The following is a 22,487-nucleotide window of genomic DNA, read 5'->3' on the forward strand; positions in this document are numbered from 1 at the left end:
GGATGCGCCGGCAGAACACGGCCGCGGACGGGCAGCGCAGGGCCACCGTCACCGATGTGGCCCGACGGGCCGGCGTCTCGACCGCCACGGTCTCGCGCGTGATGAACCGCAACTACCCGGTCGCGGAAGCGACCCGGGAGCGGGTCGAGGCGGCGATGCGCGAGCTCGGCTATGTCGTCAACGCGCATGCCCGCGCCCTGGCCGGGGCGTCCGGCCGCACCGTCGGCATCATCGTCAGCGAACTGATCGACCCGTTCTACGCGTACATCGCCCGGGGCGTGGAGCGCGAGGCCGCGGCCGGCGGGCGGCTCTGCCTGGTCTGCTGCGCCCAGGGAGACCCTCAGCGCGAGCTGGCCTTCGTCGAGCTGATGCACGAGCGCAGGGCGGATGCGGTGATCGTGGTCGGCGGCAGCGTCGCCGACCGTGCCTACACCTCGGAGCTGGCCCGGCGGGCCCGTGAGCTGGACGCCGGCGGATCGAAGCTCGTGCTGTGCGGCAGACCGCAGTTGGACGAGCGAGCCCCGACGGCCGCGGTCGAGTACGACAACGAGGGCGGGGCCTTCGCGATCACCGACCATCTGCTGATGCAGGGGCATGAGCGGATTCTCTACCTGGGCGGGCCGCCCAAGCTCTCCACCACCCGCGACCGACTGGCCGGGCACCGCCGGGCCCTGGAGCTGCGCGGGGTGACACCGGACCCGGAGCTGACCCAGACCGGTACCTTCAGCCGGAACTTCGGTTATCGGCGGATGGCCGAACTACTGCGGAACGGACCGGAGTTCACCGCAGTTTTCGCCGCCAACGACATCGTGGCGGCGGGTGCGGCCCAGGCGCTGGAGGAAGCCGGGGTGCGGGTACCGGAGGACATCTCACTGGTGGGGTACGACGACATCCCCGTCGCCCAGGAGCTGCGTCCGCGGCTGACCACCGTCCATGTGCCGCTGGAGGAGATGGGGCGGCAGGCCGTGCGGCTGGCCGTCGGCGGCGGGGACGAGGACGACTGGCGCGAGCCGATCGCGGGCGCGCTGCGGCTCGGTACCCACATCGTGGTCCGCGATTCTGTCGCGCCGCGGTCCGGGCGCACCACCCGGATGTGACCGGTTACTGCGTCACTGCCCGCAGTTGGCCACAGTAAATAGCAGTAACTTCCCCACCCCTCTTGCGGCTCGATAGCAACCGCTTACATGCTGACGGCGAGCTTCACCCGTTCCGCACGCCTCCGCCCCTCATTTGTTTCTGCAGGGAGAGTTCCGCATGCGTAAACCCCTTTCCTCCGCGGTCAGTTCCTCCACCTCGAGCCCGGCGTCGAGCTCCTCCACGGTGGGGCGCCGTTCGTTCCTCGCCGCCGCAGCCGGCACCGGCGCAGCACTGGCGCTCGGCGCCACCGCCCCCTCCGCACGGGCGGCGGCGAACACCCCGGCCGGCCGTCACGTGAAGATGACCGTGACCGCACGGCCCGCGGCCGAGGCTGAGCGCCTGCGGCTCGGACAGGCCCTGCGCGGCTCGGAGTTCCAGCCCACCAGCCTGTACATCCCGGCCGGCACCCCGCTCTCGTTCACCGTGCAGCCGAACGACAACGTGGTTCCCACGCTCTGGATCGGCACCTGGGACTACTACGGCGAGGTCACCGAGCCCCGCAGCTACCCGCTGACCGCGGGCGCGAACACCGTGACCGACCCGCACGGCGGTCCGGTCTACCTGACCCTGACGGGGAACGGCGAGCGGGCCGGCGTGGTGTTCCGCTCCGGCGCCGTCCCGATGCCGGTCTTCACGCTGGGCTGCACCTCCGAGGCCGAGTACCAGCACCAGCTCGACACGCTGACCGCCTCGCCCTACGTCGAGCTCCACGCACCGAACACGATCATGACGCTCACCCGCGACGGCGCACTCCTCTATCGCGGCGAGGACCATGCCGCCCTGCTCGAACTGGTCGAGACGATCATCGACTCGCACGCCCGGATCAGTGGTCTCGACGGGTCGAAGCCGGTCCACCGACGCAAGGCGGGGCCGTACCACTTCACCGAGGTCAGCAAAGTGCCCAGCGGCGTCGGCGCCTACGCCACGCACGGCTACAACGGCTTCCCCCGCGCCTACCTCGACCGGGCCACCACGGTGGAGGGGCTGCGGACCCGCGGCTGGGGGCTGTACCACGAACTCGGCCACCTGCACCAGCAGATGGCGTACAAGCCCACCGGGCTCACCGAGGTGACCGTCAACATCTACTCTCTCGCCGCGCAGCGCACCCTGAAGCAGTCGTCCAACCTCCTCACGGTCGACCCGAAGACCGGACTCACCTACTTCCAGTCGGCGCGGCTGAAGTTCGGCACGGCGGGGCTGACGTACGAGAAGTCCTTCGGTGCGTACGAGAAGCTCGTCCCGCTGCGTCAGCTGGAGCTCGCCTTCGGCGACGACTTCTGGCCGCGCCTGCACAAGCTGGTCCGCGAGGAGAACCCGCAGTCGGACTACACCGAGACCGCCAAGCGCTACCGAGCACTGGCCAGGTACGCAAGCCGAGTCGCCGGGTACGACCTCACGGACTTCTTCGTCGGTACCTGGGCGTTCCCGATCGACGCCGCCGGCAGGACCGAGCTGGCCGCGTTGAACCTGCCGAAGCCGCCCGTCGACCCCAGCACGCTCACGGACTGACCGCACGCGAGAGGAGACACCATGCACCTCAGCAGACGCACTCTGCTCTCGGCGACCGGCGCCACCGCGGCCGTCGCGGCGACCTCCGCCACTGCGCTCGTGGCCACGGCCGGCGCCGCGCAGGCACAGCCCGCGGCGGCTGACGGCACCGTCGGCACCGTGGGTATCGACGCGCTCCTGCAGCGCGCAGAAACCCTCCTGACCGGGGGCGTGTTCGACGCTTCCGACGCCGATTTCGCCGCCGCCGTCACCACCCTGGACACCACGGCCAAGGGGCTCTGGGACACCCTGGACCGCAGCGCCGGACGCACCGCCCTCTGGCCGGACCTCTCCCCCGTCACCGACCCCGGCAACTTCGGCCAGAGCTACACCCGGCTGCGCGCGCTCGCCACCGCCTGGGCCACCCCCGGCACCTCTCTGGCCGGCAGTACGGAGGCGGCGGACGCCCTCGTCGCCGCGCTGCGCTTCGCTCACGACACCGCGTACAACCCGGCCAAACGCGAGACCGGCAACTGGTGGTTCTGGGAGATCGGCGCCCCGCGGGCGCTGATGGACTGCTCCGTCCTGCTGCGCGACCGCCTTCCGGTCGCCGATCTGACGGACTATCTGGCGGTCGTCGACCGCTTCTGCCCGAATGCGGACCGGCGCACCAACTCCCCCACGCTCGGCGAGACGGGCGCCAACCGCACGGACAAAGCCGTCGTCGTCGCGCTGCGCGGGTTGTTGGGTCAGGACGCGTCCAAGCTCGCATCGGTCCGCGACGCCCTCTCCGACGTGCGCGACTCGGGGCGCAACAGCCTCTTCCGGTACGTGGGTTCGGGTGACGGATTCTACGAGGACGGGTCGTTCGTCCAGCACGACGTGGTCGCCTACACCGGTACGTACGGCGTCATACTGCTCGGCGGCGCCGCCTATCTGCTGTCCCTGCTCGCGGGCTCGGAGTGGGCGGTCACGGACGCCAAGGTGTCCGTGATGTACGAGGCCGTCGAGCGGACCTTCGCGCCGGTTGTCTTCGACGGGCTGATGATGGATGCGGTACGCGGCCGGGCGGTGTCCCGGGAGCGTGCCGGTGACCACCGGGACGGCGCGGCGGCGGTCGCAGCGATCCTGCTCCTGGCGACGGGCGCACCCGCCGCGTACGCCGACCGATGGCGCGAGCTGGTCAAGGGCTGGCTGACCCGCAACCGCACCACACCGTTCGCTGCGCTTGCCACGCTCCCCCAACTCGCCCTCGCCAAAGCCGTACTGAACGACTCCGGCATACCGGCCGGGGAGCGCACGACCGGACACTTCGTCTTTGCCGACATGGACCGGGTGGTGCACCGTCAGCCCGGCTGGGCCTGCGCGCTGTCACTCTCGTCGAAACGGATCTCGGCGTACGAGGCGGGCAACGGCGAGAATCTGCACGGCTGGTACACCGGCGATGGCATGACGTATCTCTACGACGGCGACGACCTGGGCCAGTACAACGACGGCTTCTGGCCGACCGTCGACCCGTACCGCCTGCCCGGCACCACGGTCGACACCCGGCAGCGGACCGATCTCGGCACCGGCGCGGGCACCTCCACCTTCCGGCCGACGAACGCGATCGCGGGCGGAGTGGTCCTCCACGACCGGTACGGCGCTTCCGCGATGGAGCTGATCGGCCCCGCGGGCACCACCCTACGGGCCAGGAAGTCATGGTTTCTGCTCGACAACGCCGTGATCGCGCTCGGTGCGGGCATCACGTCGAGCGACGGACGCACGGTCGAGACGGTTGTCGAGAACCGCAACCTCGGCGCGGGCGGAACACAGCGGCTGCTGGTCGACGGCGCCCGTCGACCGGACGAGCTGGGCTGGACCCAGGACTTCGACCGCGCCGGGTGGGCCCATGTCGAAGGCGTCGGCGGCTACGTCTTCCCCGACACCACTAATCTGCGCGCGCTGCGCGAGGAGCGGACCGGAACCTGGCGGGCGGTCAACACCGGTGCCGACACCGGCGGCAGCACCGATCCGGTCAGCCGCCGCTATCTCACGCTCTGGCTCGACCACGGCGTCTCGCCCACCGACGCGGGGTACGCGTATGTACTGCTGCCCGGCGCGAGCGCGGCCGCCACGGCCGTCTGGTCGTACTCCCGACCGGTCCGGATCGTCGCCAACGACACCACGGCGCAGGCCGTGGAGGCCCGCAGGCACGGGCTGACGGCAGTGAACTTCTGGGGCGCGGGTACCGCCGCCGGGATCACCGCGTCCGGGCCGGCCTCGGTCCTGGTGCAGCGCCGGGGTCCGGAACTCACCGTCGCCGTCGCCGAGCCGAGCCGCACCCTGACCTCGCTCACGGTCGAACTGCCCTTCCCCGCGGACCGGGTGGTCACCGCCGACGACTCCGTGTCCGTCACGACCGGTCGGCGCCCCGTACTCACCATCGCGGTCGGTGGATCGCGCGGCCACACGCACACCGCCACGCTCTCCTGACCGGCCACCGGCGGCCGGCCACGTCAGCACCGGCCGCCGGTTCCCCGATTCCTTCCTCGATCGCTGCACAAGCTGATCCGCGAGGAGAACCCGCAGTCCGACTGGCGGACGCAGGACGCGCTGCGCTGGACGAACTTCGCCACATACACGAGCCGGATCACTGGTTACGATCTCACCGACTTCTACGTCGACAAGTGGGCGTACCCGTTCGACGCCGACGGCAGGGCCACCCTCGCCGCGCTCAACCTGCCCACACCGCCCGTAGACCCGTCGACCCTGACGGACTGAGGAGCACCGCCCGCATGACCCCGCCTTTCCTGCACCTTCCCCCGACCGACCGGGTGCTGTCCTCGCGCACCGGCTGGACGCGCGCCCACTGGGAGGCGACCGCCGACCGGTTGCTCGATGCACTCGTCCCGTACGCGACACCGGGCTTCGCGCAGTACCGGCTGCCCGGCAGGGCCAGTTGGTCGGGGGTGGTGTCGGACGGACTCGAGGGATACGCACGCTCCTTCCTGATGGCCTCCTGCCGGATCGCCGGTGCCCGGGGAGAGGTGGACCCCGAGCTGGTCGAGCGCTATGCGAGGGGTCTGGCGACGGGCACCGACCCGGCGTCGGACGAGGCCTGGCCCCGGCTGACCGACTGCTCGCAGCAGATGGTCGAAGCGGCCTCGATCGCCGTCGGGCTGCACGAGACCCGCCCCTGGATCTGGGACAGGCTGGACACCAAGGTCCAGGAGCGGGTCGTCGACTGGTTCTCCGGCTTCGTCGGCGGCCGCACCTGGGACAACAACTGGCGCCTCTTCCAGGTGGTGTCCGAGCAGTTCCTCGCCTCGGTGGGTGCCCCGCACAGCCGCTCGGACATCGAAAGCGGACTGGACAGGATCGAGGACTGGTACGTCGGGGACGGCTGGTACACCGACGGGGACGGCCGAAACTTCGACTACTACGTCGGCTGGGCCATGCATCTGTACCCGCTGCTCTGGTCGCGGATGGCGGGCCCGGAGGAGGACGGGGGCAGGACCGAGGTCTACCGGCAGCGGCTTTCCCGGTTTCTGCAGGACTACCCGCAGTTCTTCGGCTCCGACGGCGCACCGGTGCACCAGGGACGGTCGCTGACCTACCGGTTCGCGGCGCTCGCGCCGGTCTGGATGGGGGCACTGGCCGACTGCACGCCACTCGCTCCGGGGCTGACACGCCGGCTCGCCTCGGGCACGCTGCGGCACTTCGTGGAGCGCGGCGCCCCGGACGAGCGGGGGCTCCTGACCCTCGGCTGGTACGACACGTTCCTGCCGAGCACCCAGCCGTACTCCGGCCCCGCGTCCCCGTACTGGGCGAGCAAGGGCTTCCTCGGGCTGCTGCTCCCGGCGGACCACCCGGTGTGGGCGCAGCGCGAACTCCCGCTGCCCATCGAGGAGTCCGACCAGTACACCGCGCTGCCCGCGCCCGGCTGGCTGCTGCACGGCACCCGGCACGACGGCATCGTCCGGCTGGTCAACCACGGCAGCGACCACAACCCGCCGGCCGCGGCCGACGACGCGCCGCAGGCGGGCGAGGAGGATCCGCACTACGCAAGGCTCGGCTATTCGACGGCCACGGCCCCCGAGTCCGCACCGCACGCCACGGCACGCACCGTCGACAACCATCTGGCGCTCCTGGCACCGGACGGCACCCCGTCACGGCGGCGCAGGATCCACCCGCTGCGCTGCGAGGGCAACCTCGCCTCGTCCTGGTACGCGGCCGAGCTGCCCGGTGACGACCGTACGTACCGCATCGAGACCACGAGTGTGCTGCACGGCCCGTGGGAGATCCGGGTGCACCGCGTCGAGGCGCCGGAGGGCGTGCTGGTGCGGGAGGGCGGCCATGCGGTGGCGCACGACGAGCGGCCGTTCGCCGCCTCGGGCCCGGGCTGGGCGCTGGCCCGCACGGCCGACGGTCTGACGAGTGCCGTGGTCGCACTTCACGGCTGGGACAGCGAGACCCGCGCGGCGGCGGGCAGGACCCCGTCGGCCGCGGACACCACGGAAGCCGGTGGGGCGAGCGCGGACAGTGGGATGACGGAGGCCCGGGCGACGGCACACGGATCCGGTGTCGCGCGCGATGTGCAGTCCAATGCGTACGGGCCGCACTCCGCGATCCCCTATCTGCGCGGCAGTCGTCATCCGGGCGGGCGGAGCCTCCATGTCTCCCTGATCGCGCTCTCCCGCGACACCGTGCATCCGCAGGCGCTGCGCACATCGGTGGGAGTGCGTGCCGTCGGTGCGGATGCCGTGGTGCTGACCTTCCTGGACGGCACCACGGTCGAGGTCTGAGCGAGGGGCGCCGGATCAGGGCCTGATGCCTCTGGTGTCCTCCCGTCGGTGGATGTGCCCGATGAGTTCCTGCGCCAGGGACTTGATGGTGTCGAGGCCGGCCCGCCCCCAGGGGCGGGGCACGGTGTCGACGGCACAGACCGCGCCCAGCGCGACGCCGGTACGGTCGATGAGCGGCGCCCCCAGATAGGAACGGATCCCTATCTCGTCGACCACCGGATTGCCGGCGAACCTGGGGTAGTCGCAGACGTCCTCGAGGACGAGTGCCTTGCGGCGTGCGACGACATGCGGGCAGTAGCCGTGGTCGAGGGCCATGTACCGGACGCCCCGGCCGCTGCCCGCAGCCGCGGCCCCCAGATCGAAGCCGGCGTGCGTGCCGGACGGGGCGTGCAGACCGGCGAAGAACTGCCGGTTCTCGTCGATGAAGTTGACCATCGAGTACGGCACTTCGGTCACTTCGGCCACTCTGTCGGCGAACGCGTCGAAGCTGTCGAAGGAGGCATCGGCGCGTTCTCCCAGCCCGAGTGTCCGCAGCCGCCGGGTGCGAACGGCGGAGTCGTGGTCGACGGGGGTCAGCAGCAGCCGGCCGGGAACGGGCCGGTTCTCGGGCGGACTCACGAATAGGCTCCGAAGCCGGACAGCGGGGCCGGCGCGGCGGTGGCGTTGATCAGGTGCTGGACGAGGGTGACGAGCGCGCCGGTGCCCGAGCTGGCGATCCGGGCGTCGCAGAGCACGACGGGCACCTCGGGTCCGAGGTCGAGTGCGGCCCGTACCTCCTCGGGGCCGTAGCGGTAGGCGCCGTCGAACTCGTTGACCGCGACGATGAATCCGATGCCTCGCCGCTCGAAGAAGTCGACGGCCGGGAAGCACTCCTCCAGTCTGCGGGTGTCGGCGAGCACGACCGCGCCCAGCGCCCCCTGGGAGAGCTCGTCCCACATGAACCAGAAGCGTTCCTGGCCCGGGGTGCCGAACAGATAGAGCACATGCTGCTCGTCGAGGGTGATGCGGCCGAAGTCCATCGCGACCGTGGTGGCGGTCTTGGACTCGATCCCCTCGAGGCTGTCGGTCGCCGCACTGACCTGGGTCAGCAGCTCTTCCGTGCTCAGCGGTGCGATCTCGCTGACCGCGCCGACGAACGTGGTCTTGCCGACGCCGAAGCCGCCCGCCACCAGGACCTTGAGCGCGACGGGGAAGTACTCCGTGCTCGCGGTCCCGTCACCCCCGGCCGAGCCGCCGAAGCCGTCAGAGCTGTCGTCGTAAGCCATCGAGCACTGCCTCCAGCAGAGATCGGTCGGTGGGCATGTCATGGAAGGCGGGCGGATGCGCGGTGACTGCGCCGCAGTCGACCAGGTCGGAGACGAGCACCTTGGTGACGACCGCGGGCAGCCGCAGATGCGCGGCGATCTCGGCCACCGAGGTGGGTCCGCCGCACAGTCCGAGCGCCACGAAGTGCTCGGGGCCGAGATGCGTCTGCGGATCCGCTCCGGTGGCCCGCACCAGCGAGAGCAGATCGAGCACGGTCGTCGGACGGGTACGGCCGTTGCTCACGGTGTACGGACGGATGAGCCGGCCGGCCGCGTCGTCGAGCAACGGCCCGTCCTGCGGGGCCGACACCCTCACAGCCCCGTGGAGCTCGGTGTCCCGGCCGCTTGCCTCGCCGGGGTCATCAGATACGGCCGGACGCTCTTGACCAGCATGGTCATCTCATAACCGAGCACCGCGGCATCCGCCTCACGCCCAGCCAGGACGGCGAGGCAGGTGCCGGATCCGGCGGTGGAGACGAACAGCAGCGTCGAGTCGAGCTCCACCACCACCTGCCGGACCTCTCCGTTGTCGCCGAAGCGCGCCCCGGCGCTGCGGCCGAGCGAGTACAGCCCCGCGGCCAGCGCCGCCATGTGGTCGGCGCTGTCGGCGTCCATGCCGTGGAGGGATTTCACCAGCCCGTCGGCGGAGAGCAGGACCGCGCTGCGCGTGTACGGCACTCGCTGTACCAGCCCGCTCAGCAGCCAGTCGAGGTCCGAGACCTGACTGGACGGCATTTCGGTCGCCATGGTGCATCTACTCCTTGAAGGTGTTCGTTTCGAGGGGGTCCAGATCGAGGTGGTGCGAGTCGGAAGGCTGCGGGTCCGGGTGGAGCGGGTCGCCGGACGCGGCGGTCCCGCCGACCGGCAGCGGGCCGGCGGACGCGCCGGGTCCACGGACCGGCAGCGGCTCGAGCGGGGCCGGGGCTTGCCAGGCCTGCGGTTCCGGTGCCTCGGGGATGCCGTCCTGGTCCGGCTCGGTGTCGGCGTCCGCAGCGCTGCGGGCCTCGGCGAGCTCGACGCCCCGTCGGAAGGACGCCATCAGGCCGGGGTCGTGGAGGGCGGGTTGTTCGTCATCGGGACGTGCAGCAGGTGCCTCCCTGAGCTGCGGGACCAGGTGTTCCTGGTGGGTGCGCCTGGGGAGTTGGGGACGCCCCATCGTGCCGCGCACGACTCCGGTCTCCGGCGGGGGGACCGGAGCTGCGTCGGCCGGGCGCCGGACGCCGGGACGGGCGTCGGTGGGGGTGGGCCGGTCGACCCGCTCGGCGCGCAGCGGCAGCGGTGGGCCCTCGCCCAGCCGCCGTGTCTGCTGGGGCGGTTGATGCAGCCGCAGCGACCGGCTGGGCATCTGCGCCTGCCGGTTCGGGGCCGGGACCTGGGGCTGGGCCTGGGCCGGAGGCCGGTGCACGGGGCCGGGCGGCGGGACCGGGGCGGCGTCGGTGTCGGTGTCGCCCCTCGTGGGTGCGTCCCCGTCGCCCCCGAGCAGGGACTGCGGCAGCACCAGTACGGCCTGGGTGCCGCCGTAGATGTTGCTCTGCAGCCGGACGGCGATGCCGTGCCTGCGGGCCAGCGAGGCGACGACGAACAGTCCGATCCGGCCGTCCTGCAGCAGGTGGGCGACGTTGACCTGGTCCGGGTCGGCGAGCAGGGCGTTCATCCGGTTCTGCTCGTTGCCCGGCAGACCGAGCCCCCGGTCCTCGACCTCCAGGGCGAGCCCGGCGGTCACATGCTGGGCACGCAGGAGCACCTGGGTGTGCGGGGCGGAGAACACGGTGGCGTTCTCGACGAGTTCCGCCAGCAGGTGGATCACATCAGCCACGGCGTGCCCGCGCAGCGTGCCGTCGATCGGCGGCACCAGCTTGACCCGCGGATAGTGCTCGACCTCGGCGATCGCCGAGCGCAGCACCTCGGTCATGGTGACCGGGTTGCTCCACTGCCGCCGTGAGATGGCGCCGCCGAGCACGGCGAGGTTCTCGGCGTGCCGGCGGATGCGGGTGGCGAGATGGTCGACGTGGAAGAGGCCCTTGAGCAGATCGGGGTCCTCGACCTCGTGCTCCAGCTGGTCGAGCAGCTGAATCTCACGGTGCACGAGCGACTGGAGGCGGCGGGCGAGATTGACGAAGACTTCGACCCGTTGTTCCTCGCCCGAGTCGTGGGTGAGCCGGGACGCCGTCACGACTGCGGCCACGGCCGCGTCCTGCGAGCGGCCCAGTTCCTGCGCGAGCAGATCGAAGGCGTCGCTGCCGGGTGGGACGGGCTGCGGGGGCCGCCGTGGGGGCACCGGTTCCCCGCTGCGGAGCTGTTCCACGACCCGCTGCAGTTCGGCCTGCCCGTGGGCGCTGGTCCGGCGCAGCGCCAGACACCGGCCGAGGACGGTGGTGGAGACCCGGTTGGCGCCGAGGAACGCGGCGACCACCGCGGCCACCGCCAGCGCCCCGGATCCGCCGAGCGCGGTCCAGAGTTCGGTGGTCATCGGGGCGCTCGTGGAGCGGACCGTGAAGATGACGGCTGCGGTGCCGCTCAGTACGACGGCGATGGCCGGCAGCAGGGCGGTGCGGAGGATCTGGGGCCTTATGCGCGATTCGGGAGACAGCTGCGCGGCGCGCGGCCTGGCCGGGGCGGAGTGGGCACGGGCCCCCGGCCGGCCGTGCCGCCCACCCTCTCGGCGTTCCGGTCGCGCGTCGGGTGCGCGAAGTTGAGACATCAGCGTCCTCGGTACGTGGGGCACCAGGAATCGGCATTCATGTGGTGACACCTACGGTCGTCGGTCAGGCTCGGGTCATCGGTCGGACAGGCTCGAAAGAGATGAGCCCACCGTTGATCACCGGCCACACACGGTAGTCGCCGATCGACGATGTTCGGCGGGCAGTTGTCGAACTTGCCCGCCATCCGTCCCGCTCTGGTATGAGCGCTCGCTCGGACGACCGAATACGCCGCATTGACACGGTCGGCGGACACCCGCCCGGTCGGGCGGATCGGGCCGCCGGAACATCCGGAGCCCACAGAAACGGCTCGGACCGCCGGGCGCTGCCGGACGGTCCGAGCCGTGCTGATGTTCTGACCGGAGGCCGAGGCAGTCGGGTTCGGACTCCGGCCCGGGCGCACGCCGGACATGAGGCACGCCGGCCGTGCGGGGAGGATCACGGCGGCACTCGGGACAGGCACCGGCCGGGATGCTCACCGTTCGGACGCCCGGGGCGGCCGCCCCGGGCGCCTGCCTCGTCACCCGTCGGCCACGAGGGCTTCCTCGACCGGCGCCACGGGCGGTTCGGTGGCCGATGCCACCGCAGGCCACGCGGGCCACCCGTCCGCGGGCTCGTCCGCCACGGCCCGCCACCACGGCTCGACCGCGTGACGGGCGGCCGGCTCGAACGGCTCACCCGGCCGGGGCGCGGCAGAGGCGAAGCCCGCCTCGTGGGCGGCGATCATCGTCCGGTCGGCGGGCTCGGCCCAGGGATGGAAGGCGAGGTTGAAGGTCCCCCAGTGGATGGGCAGCATGAGGCCGCTGGGCTGCCCGCCCTGCAGATCCAGGTGGGCGCGAACCCCCTCGTCCGGTGTCATGTGGATGTCCGGCCAGTACTCGGAATACGCCCCGATCTGGATCATCGTCGCGTCGAACGGGCCGTGCTCGGCGCCGATGTCCTTGAAGCCGCTGAAGTATCCGGTGTCCCCGGAGTGGTAGATCCGGTGCTCGGGGCCGGCGACGGCCCAGGACGCCCACAGCGTGTGCTGCTGATTGCGCAGGCCCCGCCCGCAGAAGTGCCGGGCCGGGGTCGCGGTGAGGCTGATCCCGGCGATGTCCGTGGTCTCGTTCCAGTCGAGCTCACGCGTCCGGTCGGGCGACACGCCCCAGCGCTCCAGGTGGGCCCCGACGCCGAGCGGCACCGCGAAGACCGTGTCCGTGCCGGCGAGGGCGCGGATCGTCGGCAGGTCGAGGTGGTCGTAGTGGTCGTGGGAGATCACGACGGCGTCCAGCGGGCCGAGCGTCGCGAGTGGCAGGGGCACCGGATGCAGCCGCTTGGGCCCGGCGAACGCAAAGGGCGAGCAGCGCTCGCCCCACACCGGGTCGAAGAGCACTCGGCGTCCGTCGATCTCGGCGAGCACGCTCGAATGCCCCATCCAGGTGAGCCGCAGCCCCGTGGCGGGCGGGGCTGCGAGGTCGGCGAGGGTGGTCGCGTGGACGGGTACGGGGCCTCTCGGCGACCTGCGTACCCGGTCCTCCTTGCGAAAATAGACCTTCGCGAACTCCAGTGTGGAGCCGGAAGGCCTGGTCCGCGCCCCCACCGGATTGCGGAACACCCCGTCGGCGAAATTGGGCGAGTTCCTGATGCGCTCCATGCGCGCGCCGTCCGGGTCGGCACCGAATGCGGCGGGTCGCAGCGAACGCAGCCTGCCGCGGAACGTATGCAAGGAGTCAGCGCCGGTCACAACATCTCCTGAGGGAGTCGGTGTCGTTTCATTATGAGCAGGGGGTTCGGCAGTGCGCGTACGCGACGGCCAATGGTGACGGCCGCGCCCGGCCGCGTCAGCCACGCGGCTGCCCGTACACGTGCTCGACATGCAGCCGCAGCACGATCCGCCGGTCGCGGACCATCGCGCTGCGGTAGTCGTCCCAGTCGGGGTGCTCGCCCTGCAGGTCGCGATAGAGCCTGACCAACTCCTCGACGGCGGCGTCATCGGGATCGGCGGCGACCGCTGACAGCTCCGCCGTACCGTCCGCGACCGTCCAGGCCCAGCGGTCCTTGCTCGTGACGTGGTAGCTCGCCCGCGGGTCGCGCCGCAGATTCCGCGTCTTCGCCCGGTCCTCGGTGATCGAGACGCGGATGACGTGCTCCTCGGGGCTGTAGAAGTGCATGACATTGGACAGCTGGGGGCGGCCGTCCCGCTTCAGCGTCACGAGCACCCCGCCCGCCTCCTCTGCGATCAGCCGAAGGAGGTCTTCCTGCTGTGCGTCGAATCCCGTCATGCCGAATCCAACGTCCGTGACCGTCGCAGGATTCCGCGTTCGGCCACTCGCTCGTGTCACATCCGTCGCACCCGTCCACAGCACCCGTGGCCGAAGCCGGCGAGCCGTGTAGGACGGCTCGCCGGCACCGGTCGGCCGGGGTCACATTGACACGGGCTCCGCACCGTCCCGATACTGACTGACGATTCAGTAAATCGTACGGTCGGCAGGGGGCGGCGCATCCGGGCAGCCGGGCACCGCCGCGGCGGTCGATCCGCCGCCCTGCCCGCCCGCATCCCGTCCCCGGCTCCGACTGCTCCGGGGCCTGCCCCGACCCCGCCCCGAGGAGCCGCCCCCATGACGACCCCGACGACGCCGACGGTGTCCGCCAACGCCCTGCCGGACCCGCTGATCTCGCTGACCTGGACGGACCACGTCACCGGACGCCGGGGCCACCTGGTCGTCGACCGCCTGGTACGCGGGGTGTCCAGCGGTGGGCTGCGGATGCGGCCGGGCTGCACGCTCGACGAGGTGGCCGGTCTCGCCCGGGGCATGACGATGAAGGAGGCCCTGCACTTCGACGCCGACGACGCGCAGGCCCGCTACATTCCGCTCGGCGGCGCCAAGGGCGGCATCGACTGCGATCCGCGCGACCCGGAGGCGTACGGCGTACTGGTGCGTTACCTGCGCGCCGTGCGCCCGTACATCGAGAACGTCTGGACGACCGGCGAGGACCTCGGACTCACCCAGGACATCGTCGACCGGGCGGCCGCCGAGGCCGGGCTCGTCTCCTCGATCCAGGCGGTCTATCCGCTGCTCGACGACGAGGCGACCGCGCGGCAGCGGCTCGCCGACGCGTTCGCCGTCGAGGTGGACGGCATCGGGCTCGACGAGCTGGTCGGCGGCTGCGGGGTCGCCGAGTCGGCACTCGCCGCACTGGACCGGGCGGGCGTCGCGTACGCGCAGGCCAGGGTCTCCGTACAAGGGCTCGGCACCATGGGCGGGGCGACGGCGCGGTTCCTCGCCCGGGCCGGGCTGAAGGTCGTCGCCATCGCCGACATCAAGGGGACGATCGCCAACCCGGCAGGCCTCGATGTCGAGGCGCTGCTCGCCGCCCGTGACCCGTACGGCACGGTGGACCGCGGTGCGCTGCGGGACGGGGACCGGGAACTGCCCGCCGACGCGTGGCTGTCCCAGGAGGCGGAGGTGCTCGTACCGGCAGCCGTCTCGTACGCCATCGATGCCACGAACCAGGCCCGGATCACGGCCCGTTGGATCGTCGAGGCGGCGAACATGCCCGTGCTGCCCGAGGCGGAGGCGCTGCTCGCCGAGCGAGGGATCACCGTACTGCCCGATGTGGTCGTCAACTCCGGCACGAACGCCTGGTGGTGGTGGACGCTGTTCGGCGACATCGGCGCCGACGCCGAGGAGGCCTTCGGGCACACCCGCCGCGCGATGCGCGCCCTGATCGGCCGGATGCTGGCCCGCGCCGAGGCCGACGGCTCCACCCCCCGGGCGGCGGCCCATGCCCTTGTCGCCGAGCGACTGCCGGTGATGGCCGAGCGGTTCGGCTGGTACCGGTGATCCCGCCCCGCCGCTGAGCGTGCCCTGCCGATGGGCCCGCCCGCCACCGAGACCCGGCAGGCCGCCCAACTGCCCCTGCTCCAGGGGCGGTACGGCGAATAGGCGCCATGGCAGCTTCCCGCCGGCGCCGGTCACCGGGTTATCGTCATGCTCCTGACAGTCTCACCTCACCACCCCCTGAGAACACACGAGTTCACGAGGTGAGAATGAGACGGACCAGATGGGCGGCGGCCTGCGCCACAGCGCTCGCCGCCGCCCTTGCAGGTGGAACACTCACTGCCGCCGCCGACCCGCACGCCCCCGCGTTCGCCGACCCGGCCGCGAGTGGGGCATCGCGTACCGTCACCCTGTTGACCGGTGACGTGGTGACCTACTCCGGCAGCGGGAACACCGTACAGATCAGCGGCATCGTGCCTGGATCCGGACGCGAGGGCATGGGCTTCACCCGGTTCCGGGCGGGCGGCCACGAGTACGCGGTGCCGATCGACGCCGTCGGACAGATCTCCCAGGGCCGGGTGGATCAGCGGCTGTTCGACGTGACGGAGCTGGTCGCCTCGGGGTACGCGGACAGCAGCACCGACACGCTCCGGATTCTGGTCGACGGCGCCACACCGTCCGCCGGCAGCCCCGACGCGCCGACGGGCGCCCGCGTCGCCGCAGCCTTCCGGTCCACCGGGACCACGGCGCTGACCGTGCCCAAGCAGTCGGCCGGTGCCGTGTGGAAGCAGCTCAGCACCGCTTCCCGGGCCCGTACGGAAGGCATCGGGAAGGTCTGGCTGGACGGGAGGGTACAGGCGACACTCGACACGTCCGTACCCCAGATCGGGGCGGACAAGGCACACCGGGCCGGAATCACCGGGAAGGGCACCAGAGTCGCGGTCCTCGACACCGGCTACGACCGCGGCCATCCCGACCTGAAGGATGCCGTCACCGCTTCGCAGAACTTCACCGAGGACAGCGACGTCCAGGACCGGCAGGGTCACGGCACGCATGTGTCGTCGATCATCGCCGGTTCCGGTGCGGCCTCCGACGGCCGGTACGCGGGCGTCGCCCCGGGAGCGGAGCTCATCGAGGGCAAGGTCCTCGACAACGACGGCTACGGCTACGACTCCTGGATCCTCGCGGGCATGCAGTGGGCCGTCGACCAGGACGCCAGGGTCGTCAACATGAGCCTCGGTTCGAACCGGGCCTCCGACGGTACCGACCCGTTGTCCGCCGCGGTCGACAAGCTCTCCGCCGAGCACGGCACGCTCTTCGTGATCGCTGCGGGCAACACCGGCGACGAGACGATCAGCGCGCCCGGCGCCGCCGATGCCGCCCTGACGGTCGGCTCGGTCACCAAGTCCGGTGAGATGTCGTCGTTCTCCTCGCGCGGACCGCGCAAGTCGAGGCCTGCCGTCAAGCCGGAGATCTCCGCACCGGGCAGCGCCATCGTGGCCGCCCGCGCCGCCGGCACCCTGGACGACGCCGCCGTCACCGAGCAGTACGCCTCGCTCTCCGGTACGTCGATGGCGAGCCCTCATGTGGCGGGAGCCGCGGCCCTGCTGGCCCAGCGTCACCCCGACTGGTCGGGGGCGCAGTTGAAGTCCGCGTTGGTCGGCAGCGCGGCGCCCGTCGCAGGGGCCACGGTCGCCGACACAGGAGCCGGTCTCACCGACGTACCGGCGGCGCTGGCGGCGAAGGTGGTCGCCGAACCCGCCACGCTGGCCGCCCACACCACCTACCCGAACACCGCCGCCGCACCGCAGAGCCACCGGGTGACGTGGACGAACACCACGGACAAGCCCGTGAAACTGCGCCTGTCCGCAGGGCCCGGCCGGGCGATCCTGCTGGACGGGCAGACGGTGACCGTGCCCGCGCGCTCGTCAGCGGCCACGGACGTCACCCTCGCACCGTCGCGGGTCGAGGCGGGGACGACGTACAGCGGGGCGGTCACCGCGACCTGGCCGGGGGGCGGCCGGGCGACGGTGCCCGTGTCCGTCGAGGCCGACCCGGAGACGTACGGCCTCACCCTGACCGGCCCCGCACCGCGCGAAGGTGCCGAGCGCACCTCGACGGGGGTGGTCCTGCAGAACGAGAGCACCGGCACGTCCCAGCTCATCGGGCTGGACGGCACCAAGCCGAGGACGCTGACGCTGCCGCGCGGCAGCTACCGGATCCTGGGGCACACCTGGGAGTACGACACGGTGGGCAACACGATCATCGGGTCCACGGCGATCCACTTCGCCCGGCGGGTGACGGTCGGCCAGGACAGCTCCGTCACCCTGGACACCGCGGGCGCGAAGCCGGTCAGGATCGGCGTGGACGACGGGTCGGCGCGGGTGTCCCTGCAGTCGGCGACCGCGATCGCGTCACGGACCGGGTCCGGTACGGACGCCCAGGACACCGGTCTCGTCGCCCCGAGCGCCGCCGGTCAGTACCGCGTGGAGGCGGTGCCCACCACCGGTGGGACGATGGAGGGGCTCCACTTCTTCGGCGAGCTGAGCTGGCAGCAGCGGGAGGTCGACGCGCACGAGCCCGGCTCATCGGCCGACGCGCTGAAGCTGCTGCTCTCGCAATACAGCATCTACAGCTGGCTGGGTACGGCCACCGGCGAGGTCGTCGACATCGGCACCGGGGCGGACATCGACCCGGCGGCCATGGACCTCAAGGGCAAAATCGTCCTGTGGACCCCCGCCACCAGCCAGCCCGCGGTCAACAACGCGCTCTACCAGAAACTGTCGGACGCGGGCACGGCCGCCATCATGTACGTCGGCTACGGACTCTCGGTCTACAAGCCGACTCCGATCCTGAGGCTGGACGCCGCCAGTCTGCCCGACCTGCGGGCACGGCTGGCCGAAGGCCCCCTGACGCTGACGGTCGACGGCGTCAGCACCTCGGCGGACGCCTACTTCCTGCACCACTCCGTCGACGGCAGGGTCCCGGCCGGCGCGGACTGGTTCGACCGGCGGTCCCGTCTGGCCGAGGTGAAGACGGTGCAGCGCACGCACGGCTACCCGTCCGACCCCAAGGGCATGTACGCCTGGACGACCTGGCACGGGCTGACGCTCTTCCAGCAGTCGACCCGCTACCGGCCGCCGTCGGAGCAGACGCTCTACTACACGCCGGACGTCGCGTGGACGACGGCGACCTTCCACTACCAGTACGACGTCTCCGAGCGGGTCTACCCCTTGGGGACGCTGGTCAGCCCGCCCACCGTGTACCGCGCGGGCGGGAACTACCGGGACGACTGGATGTCCGCTCCCTTCAACCCCGCGCTCGGCAAGCAGGCCGGGCCCGCGCAGATCACCAGGGACGGCGACAAGCTGAACGTGGCGCTCCCGGTGTTCTCCGACGCGGCCGGACACCGCGCCGAGACGGCGCCGGTGGCGGACACCGGCAGCACGGTGCTGGCGGACGACAGCGGGAAGGTACTGGCCCGCAACGGTGCACCCGGTCGCGCCACGTTCGACCTGCCGCGCAAGGACAGCTGGTACCGGCTGACCGTCGATGCCACGCGCACGTCACCGGATCCGGTGACGTGGATGCTCGGCTCGCAGGTCACCAGCGAGTGGCGGTTCCGCTCCGGTCATGAGAAGTCCGCTGCTGCGGCCCGGCTGCTGGACCTCGACTACCGGCTGCCGCTGAGCGGCGAGAACACGGCCGACGCGGGGAAGCCGCTGGACTACACGGTCGGCCTGACCGCACAGGGCAGTGAGCGGGCGCTTCCCATCGCCTCGCTGAGGGTGTGGTACGCGACGGACGGCACCGACTGGAAGCAGGCCACGGCGGCGCGCGGCGCCGACGGCAGGTGGAAGGTCACGGTGCCCGCGGCGGGCACCGCGAAGGTCGACCTGCGGACGACCGTCACGGACACCACGGGTGCGTCGCTGACGGAGACCCTGATCGACGCATACAACTCGGGCTGCGCCGACATCTGGTGCTGACCGGGGTCTGACAGCCGGGAGCGGGTCGGGGGCGGGGCCACTTGCGGTCCCGCCCCCGGCCTGTCCAAAACCCGTGCATTGGCTAGGGTGACGCCGTGGCAAGAGTGCGGTTGAACGTGGCGGAGCGACGCGAGGAACTGCTGCGCGCTGCCGTGGAACAGATCGAGGTCCGGGGCGTTGCAGCGGTGCGCATCGCCGATGTGGCTGCCGTGCTGGGCGTGAGCAACGCACTGGTGCTCTACCACTTCTCGACGAAGGAGAAGCTGGTCGCCGCCGCCTTCGCGCATGCGGCCGAAGCCGACCTGGCCCACCTGCGCAAGCTGCTCAGCCGCCGCACCAGTGCGGTACGCAGGCTGCGCGCCGCCGTCCGCTGGTACGCGCCGACCGGGCAGGCCAAGGGCTGGCGGCTGTGGATCGAGGGCTGGGCGGTCTCGCTGCGCGACCCGGCGCTGCGCAACGTGGCCGGCGATCTCGATCAGCAGTGGAAGGCGGAGCTGGCCGAGGTCCTCGAAGAGGGCGCCGCCGCGGGGGAGTTCCACTGCGACGATCCGATGTCCGTGGCCTGGCGGCTGACGGCCCTGCTGGACGGTCTGGCCGTCCAGATGACGTCGTATGCCGCCCCGCTCTCCCGGGCCACGATGCTGGCGTGGACCGACGAGGCGCTCGCCCGTGAACTCGGCATCGACCAGGCGACACTCACGGCCTGACCCGGCGAGCCCTCGCTGTCCGCGCTCTTCCGGCGTCGCCCGTCTTCCCGGGTCCGCTCTCCTTGCGTCCTGCCGACCGCTCAGGTCTGGCGCAGCGGTGCATAGTCCGCGCCGTCGAGACCGAAGGTCCACGCCACGCCGTCCTTGGCGGTCCTGGTCGTCGGGGGCACCCGCAGCCAGTACGTGCGGTGCGTCCCGTCGGGCTCCGGGGTGGAGTTGACCACCTCGACCATCACCACGTTCTCGTCGCCCTCCAGCGCGATCCGCCAGAGAATCCCCGTCTCGTCCCGGTGCACCGGCTCGGCACCCGACTCGGTGAGGTAGCGGTCGTAGCCGTAGTACTCCAGCATCACGCGGCGCAGCTCCGCGTTCTCCTCGTTGCGTATCCGCTCGGGGGTCAGGGCCGCCAGTTCCGCGAGGAACTCGGCGGGGACCGGCATGCCGCGCCAGGCGTGGAGCGTGAAACCGTCGCGGTACGAGAGGGCCGGGCCGTCCCCGCGGTCCAGCCGGCCCGCCTCGTCGCGGTGGAGTGCCTCCGGGCGTTCGCTGATCACCACCGTGCGCTCGTACGGCCACCACCAGCCCGCGTTCCTGGCCACCTCCGCCAGGCCCTCGAGCCGGTCCCCGCGGCCGTCGAACGCGGCGAGCCACGCGGCGTCGTGCTGGCCGAGCACCGCGTCGAGCAGCACCAGCCGTACGTCCGACTCGTCCTCGGGCTGCTGGGCGAGGGCCGCGACGACACCTGCCCGTATACGGTCGGCGAGCGCCGCAGTGGTCTCCCAGAGCTGCGCGCCCGTGGCCGCCCAGAGGGCGGACCAACCGGCCGGCCCCAGCTCGTCGTACATCCGACGCCGCTCCTCCGCCCACGGGCGGGTCCGTACCTCGTCGCGCACCGAGCGTCCCGCGCCGACGAGCTTCTCGACGGCCTCGACGGCCGCCTTCGGCGAGTCGGCCCAGACGAATTCCTCCGGCTCCGCAAGTCCCGCACTGCGGTAGGCGAGGCGCACGCCGTCCTCGGCCGCGGCCCGGTCCGCCGCGCCGGTCGCCGCCGCCACGGCCCGCCATGAGTCCACGTACTGCATCGGTTGTCCCCGTCCCCTGTTCGCTGTCGGTCTCTGCTGTTCGCTGCTTGTCGGGTGCCCGTGGCCCGGGCCGGCCGTGCCGTCAGTCGGCGACGATGCGGACCGCACCCGACGCGTACTCCCGCTGCCGCACCACGCGGTACCAGCCCCTGGGCAGCGGGATCGCCGCATGCTCCTCGTGCACCACCCGCCCGCCCTCGGGGAGATGGAGCAGCATCGGGCCCAAGGCGCCCGCCTCGCGCATCAGCCGGCCGGGCCCCTGGACCGCATGCGCATGACCGGTGACCTCGCCCAGCGCGAGCACCATCCGTCCCCGCGCGTCACGTGGTTCTCCCGGCGCGTCCACGAAGTGCGCGGGCACTGCGGACTCGTCCAACGCCACGATCAGTACATCGCCCTGCCGGTACACAGACGTCTCCCCTCCACGGTGGCACCCCCTGTGCCGACCGTGCGGAAAACGCTACGGGCAGGGTCTGACAATCGGTCACGACCGATCCCGCTTGCCACGTTGTCAGTGCCGCTTGATAGACCTTGCGGTCATCAGCCGTCTTCCAGACTCAGGAGCTCAGGGCCATGTCCGGTGTGGATCATCTGCACGAGTTGCTCGGCCTTCCGGCCGTCGACTTCCGGCACACGACGAACGAGGCCCCGGCGCAGGCCGCCGACGCCGTGGCCTGGCGCATCGCGGTCGACCCGTACGACGACGAGTCCGAGATGACCTGGGAGGAGGCGTTCCAGGCATTCCTCGGGGCCGTCGACCCGGCCGGCGTGCGGGCTCTGATCATCGGCCAGTGGGGCGAGTCGAGCGAGGAGACGTCGTCCTACCCGATCGGTCTGGTGATCGCCGCGGCCGGCCGGCTGACCTCGCTGGAGGCGATCTTCGTCGGTGACATGACGCGCGAGCAGGACGAGATCTCCTGGATCGAGCAGTCCGATGTCACCGCGCTGCTCACCGCGTTCCCCGCCCTGCTCGAGCTGGGCGTGCGCGGCGGCATGTGTCTGGCCTTCTCCCCGTCGCGGCACGAGCGGCTGCGTTCCCTGACCATCGAGACCGGCGGACTTCCGGTCGAGGTGATCCGCGGCATCCTGGACAGCGAGCTGCCCTCGCTGGAGCGGCTCGATCTCTGGCTGGGCGTCTCCGAGTACGGTGGCGACGCCGACGTCGCGGACCTGGCCCCGCTGCTCTCCGGCTCGCGCTTCCCCCGGCTGCACCACCTCGGCCTGCGCAACAGCGAGTTGCAGAACGAGATCGCCGTCGCCGTCGCGGGCGCCCCGGTCGTCGCCCAGCTCCGCACCCTCGGCCTGTCGAACGGCACGCTGGGCGACGAGGGCGCGGCCGCGTTGCTCGAGGGCCAGCCGCTGACCCACCTCGAACAGCTCGATCTGCACCACCACTTCCTCACCGAGCCGATGGAGCGCCGGATCAAGGAGGCGCTGGAGCCGCACGGCGTGAAGGTCGATCTCTCCGAACGCGAGGAGCCGTGGGGCGGCCGCGGGATCGAAGGCCGCTACACCACGGTTGCGGAGTGA

General features: G+C 71.7%; 17 protein-coding genes. 8 read left to right on the plus strand and 9 right to left on the minus strand.

Translation table 11 applies throughout. The features are described from left to right. Positions 1-2 precede the first annotated feature (2 nt). The 4 genes from LRD69_RS29865 (at position 3) to LRD69_RS29880 (ending at position 7,412) form a co-directional block, all read left to right on the plus strand. Positions 3-1,097, plus strand: a complete 1,095-nt coding sequence (locus tag LRD69_RS29865) for a LacI family DNA-binding transcriptional regulator (protein WP_277329960.1) — start codon at positions 3-5, stop codon at positions 1,095-1,097. 157 nt (positions 1,098-1,254) lie between these two features. Next, positions 1,255-2,646: a M60 family metallopeptidase gene (locus LRD69_RS29870; protein ID WP_277329961.1), complete on the plus strand. Its 1,392-nt coding sequence runs from the start codon at positions 1,255-1,257 to the stop codon at positions 2,644-2,646. 21 nt (positions 2,647-2,667) lie between these two features. After that, entirely contained in the window at positions 2,668-5,100 is a 2,433-nt protein-coding gene (locus LRD69_RS29875) for a polysaccharide lyase 8 family protein (RefSeq protein ID WP_277329962.1), read from the plus strand. Between the two features lie 302 nt (positions 5,101-5,402). Continuing rightward, positions 5,403-7,412 carry a DUF2264 domain-containing protein gene (locus tag LRD69_RS29880; protein ID WP_277329963.1) on the plus strand — a complete coding sequence of 670 codons (2,010 nt, stop codon included), beginning with the start codon at positions 5,403-5,405 and terminating at the stop codon, positions 7,410-7,412. 15 nt (positions 7,413-7,427) lie between these two features. Here the strand turns inward: LRD69_RS29880 and LRD69_RS29885 are convergent, their stop codons facing one another. The 7 genes from LRD69_RS29885 to LRD69_RS29915 all read right to left on the minus strand — a co-directional run bounded on the left by LRD69_RS29885 (position 7,428) and on the right by LRD69_RS29915 (position 13,679). Next, positions 7,428-8,030 carry a GAF domain-containing protein gene (locus LRD69_RS29885; RefSeq protein WP_277329964.1) on the minus strand — a complete coding sequence of 201 codons (603 nt, stop codon included), beginning with the start codon at positions 8,028-8,030 and terminating at the stop codon, positions 7,428-7,430. Continuing rightward, on the minus strand, positions 8,027-8,677 hold the full coding sequence (locus LRD69_RS29890) for an ATP/GTP-binding protein (RefSeq protein WP_277329965.1): 651 nt from the start codon (positions 8,675-8,677) through the stop codon (positions 8,027-8,029). The genes LRD69_RS29885 and LRD69_RS29890 overlap by 4 nt, the downstream gene beginning before the upstream one ends. Then, positions 8,655-9,026 carry a DUF742 domain-containing protein gene (locus LRD69_RS29895; protein ID WP_277329966.1) on the minus strand — a complete coding sequence of 124 codons (372 nt, stop codon included), beginning with the start codon at positions 9,024-9,026 and terminating at the stop codon, positions 8,655-8,657. Before LRD69_RS29895 ends, LRD69_RS29890 begins: the two co-directional genes overlap by 23 nt. 2 nt (positions 9,027-9,028) lie before the next feature. Then, entirely contained in the window at positions 9,029-9,463 is a 435-nt protein-coding gene (locus LRD69_RS29900) for a roadblock/LC7 domain-containing protein (protein ID WP_277329967.1), read from the minus strand. A gap of 7 nt (positions 9,464-9,470) precedes the next feature. Then, positions 9,471-11,417, minus strand: a complete 1,947-nt coding sequence (locus tag LRD69_RS29905) for an ATP-binding protein (protein ID WP_277329968.1) — start codon at positions 11,415-11,417, stop codon at positions 9,471-9,473. 518 nt (positions 11,418-11,935) lie between these two features. Next, complete coding sequence (locus LRD69_RS29910) at positions 11,936-13,141, minus strand: MBL fold metallo-hydrolase (RefSeq protein WP_277329969.1); 1,206 nt, start codon at positions 13,139-13,141, stop codon at positions 11,936-11,938. 97 nt (positions 13,142-13,238) lie between these two features. Continuing rightward, positions 13,239-13,679 carry a PPOX class F420-dependent oxidoreductase gene (locus LRD69_RS29915; protein WP_277329970.1) on the minus strand — a complete coding sequence of 147 codons (441 nt, stop codon included), beginning with the start codon at positions 13,677-13,679 and terminating at the stop codon, positions 13,239-13,241. A 336-nt stretch (positions 13,680-14,015) separates the two neighbouring features. Between LRD69_RS29915 and LRD69_RS29920 the strand changes: the two genes are divergently transcribed. From LRD69_RS29920 to LRD69_RS29930, 3 genes are all read left to right on the plus strand, one after another. Then, positions 14,016-15,242 carry a Glu/Leu/Phe/Val dehydrogenase dimerization domain-containing protein gene (locus LRD69_RS29920; protein WP_277329971.1) on the plus strand — a complete coding sequence of 409 codons (1,227 nt, stop codon included), beginning with the start codon at positions 14,016-14,018 and terminating at the stop codon, positions 15,240-15,242. Between the two features lie 206 nt (positions 15,243-15,448). Continuing rightward, positions 15,449-19,168, plus strand: a complete 3,720-nt coding sequence (locus LRD69_RS29925) for a S8 family serine peptidase (protein ID WP_277329972.1) — start codon at positions 15,449-15,451, stop codon at positions 19,166-19,168. Positions 19,169-19,263: 95 nt separating this feature from the next. Then, a complete protein-coding gene (locus LRD69_RS29930) occupies positions 19,264-19,875 on the plus strand; it encodes a TetR/AcrR family transcriptional regulator (RefSeq protein ID WP_277329973.1) in 612 nt (203 codons plus the stop codon). 80 nt (positions 19,876-19,955) lie between these two features. Here the strand turns inward: LRD69_RS29930 and LRD69_RS29935 are convergent, their stop codons facing one another. Further along, positions 19,956-20,957 carry a DUF6745 domain-containing protein gene (locus LRD69_RS29935; RefSeq protein WP_277329974.1) on the minus strand — a complete coding sequence of 334 codons (1,002 nt, stop codon included), beginning with the start codon at positions 20,955-20,957 and terminating at the stop codon, positions 19,956-19,958. An 82-nt stretch (positions 20,958-21,039) separates the two neighbouring features. After that, positions 21,040-21,366 (minus strand): hypothetical protein, encoded by a 327-nt coding sequence (locus LRD69_RS29940; protein ID WP_277329975.1) that lies wholly within the window; start codon positions 21,364-21,366, stop codon positions 21,040-21,042. A 164-nt stretch (positions 21,367-21,530) separates the two neighbouring features. Here LRD69_RS29940 and LRD69_RS29945 point away from each other — a divergent pair, with 164 nt between their 5' ends. Next, positions 21,531-22,487 carry an STM4015 family protein gene (locus tag LRD69_RS29945; protein ID WP_277329976.1) on the plus strand — a complete coding sequence of 319 codons (957 nt, stop codon included), beginning with the start codon at positions 21,531-21,533 and terminating at the stop codon, positions 22,485-22,487.

The organism is Streptomyces sp. JH14, assembly GCF_029428675.1.
Lineage (GTDB): Bacteria > Actinomycetota > Actinomycetes > Streptomycetales > Streptomycetaceae > Streptomyces.

Excerpts from the sequence above, each read along its gene's own strand:
- LRD69_RS29880 (WP_277329963.1), top strand. The coding sequence starts at position 5,403 with ATGACCCCGCCTTTCCTGCACCTTCCCCCGACCGACCGGGTGCTGTCC.
- LRD69_RS29945 (WP_277329976.1), top strand. The coding sequence starts at position 21,531 with ATGTCCGGTGTGGATCATCTGCACGAGTTGCTCGGCCTTCCGGCCGTC.
- LRD69_RS29890 (WP_277329965.1), bottom strand. The coding sequence starts at position 8,677 with ATGGCTTACGACGACAGCTCTGACGGCTTCGGCGGCTCGGCCGGGGGT.
- LRD69_RS29875 (WP_277329962.1), top strand. The coding sequence starts at position 2,668 with ATGCACCTCAGCAGACGCACTCTGCTCTCGGCGACCGGCGCCACCGCG.
- LRD69_RS29915 (WP_277329970.1), bottom strand. The coding sequence starts at position 13,679 with ATGACGGGATTCGACGCACAGCAGGAAGACCTCCTTCGGCTGATCGCA.
- LRD69_RS29865 (WP_277329960.1), top strand. The coding sequence starts at position 3 with ATGCGCCGGCAGAACACGGCCGCGGACGGGCAGCGCAGGGCCACCGTC.
- LRD69_RS29870 (WP_277329961.1), top strand. The coding sequence starts at position 1,255 with ATGCGTAAACCCCTTTCCTCCGCGGTCAGTTCCTCCACCTCGAGCCCG.
- LRD69_RS29925 (WP_277329972.1), top strand. The coding sequence starts at position 15,449 with ATGAGACGGACCAGATGGGCGGCGGCCTGCGCCACAGCGCTCGCCGCC.
- LRD69_RS29935 (WP_277329974.1), bottom strand. The coding sequence starts at position 20,957 with ATGCAGTACGTGGACTCATGGCGGGCCGTGGCGGCGGCGACCGGCGCG.
- LRD69_RS29900 (WP_277329967.1), bottom strand. The coding sequence starts at position 9,463 with ATGGCGACCGAAATGCCGTCCAGTCAGGTCTCGGACCTCGACTGGCTG.
- LRD69_RS29905 (WP_277329968.1), bottom strand. The coding sequence starts at position 11,417 with ATGTCTCAACTTCGCGCACCCGACGCGCGACCGGAACGCCGAGAGGGT.
- LRD69_RS29920 (WP_277329971.1), top strand. The coding sequence starts at position 14,016 with ATGACGACCCCGACGACGCCGACGGTGTCCGCCAACGCCCTGCCGGAC.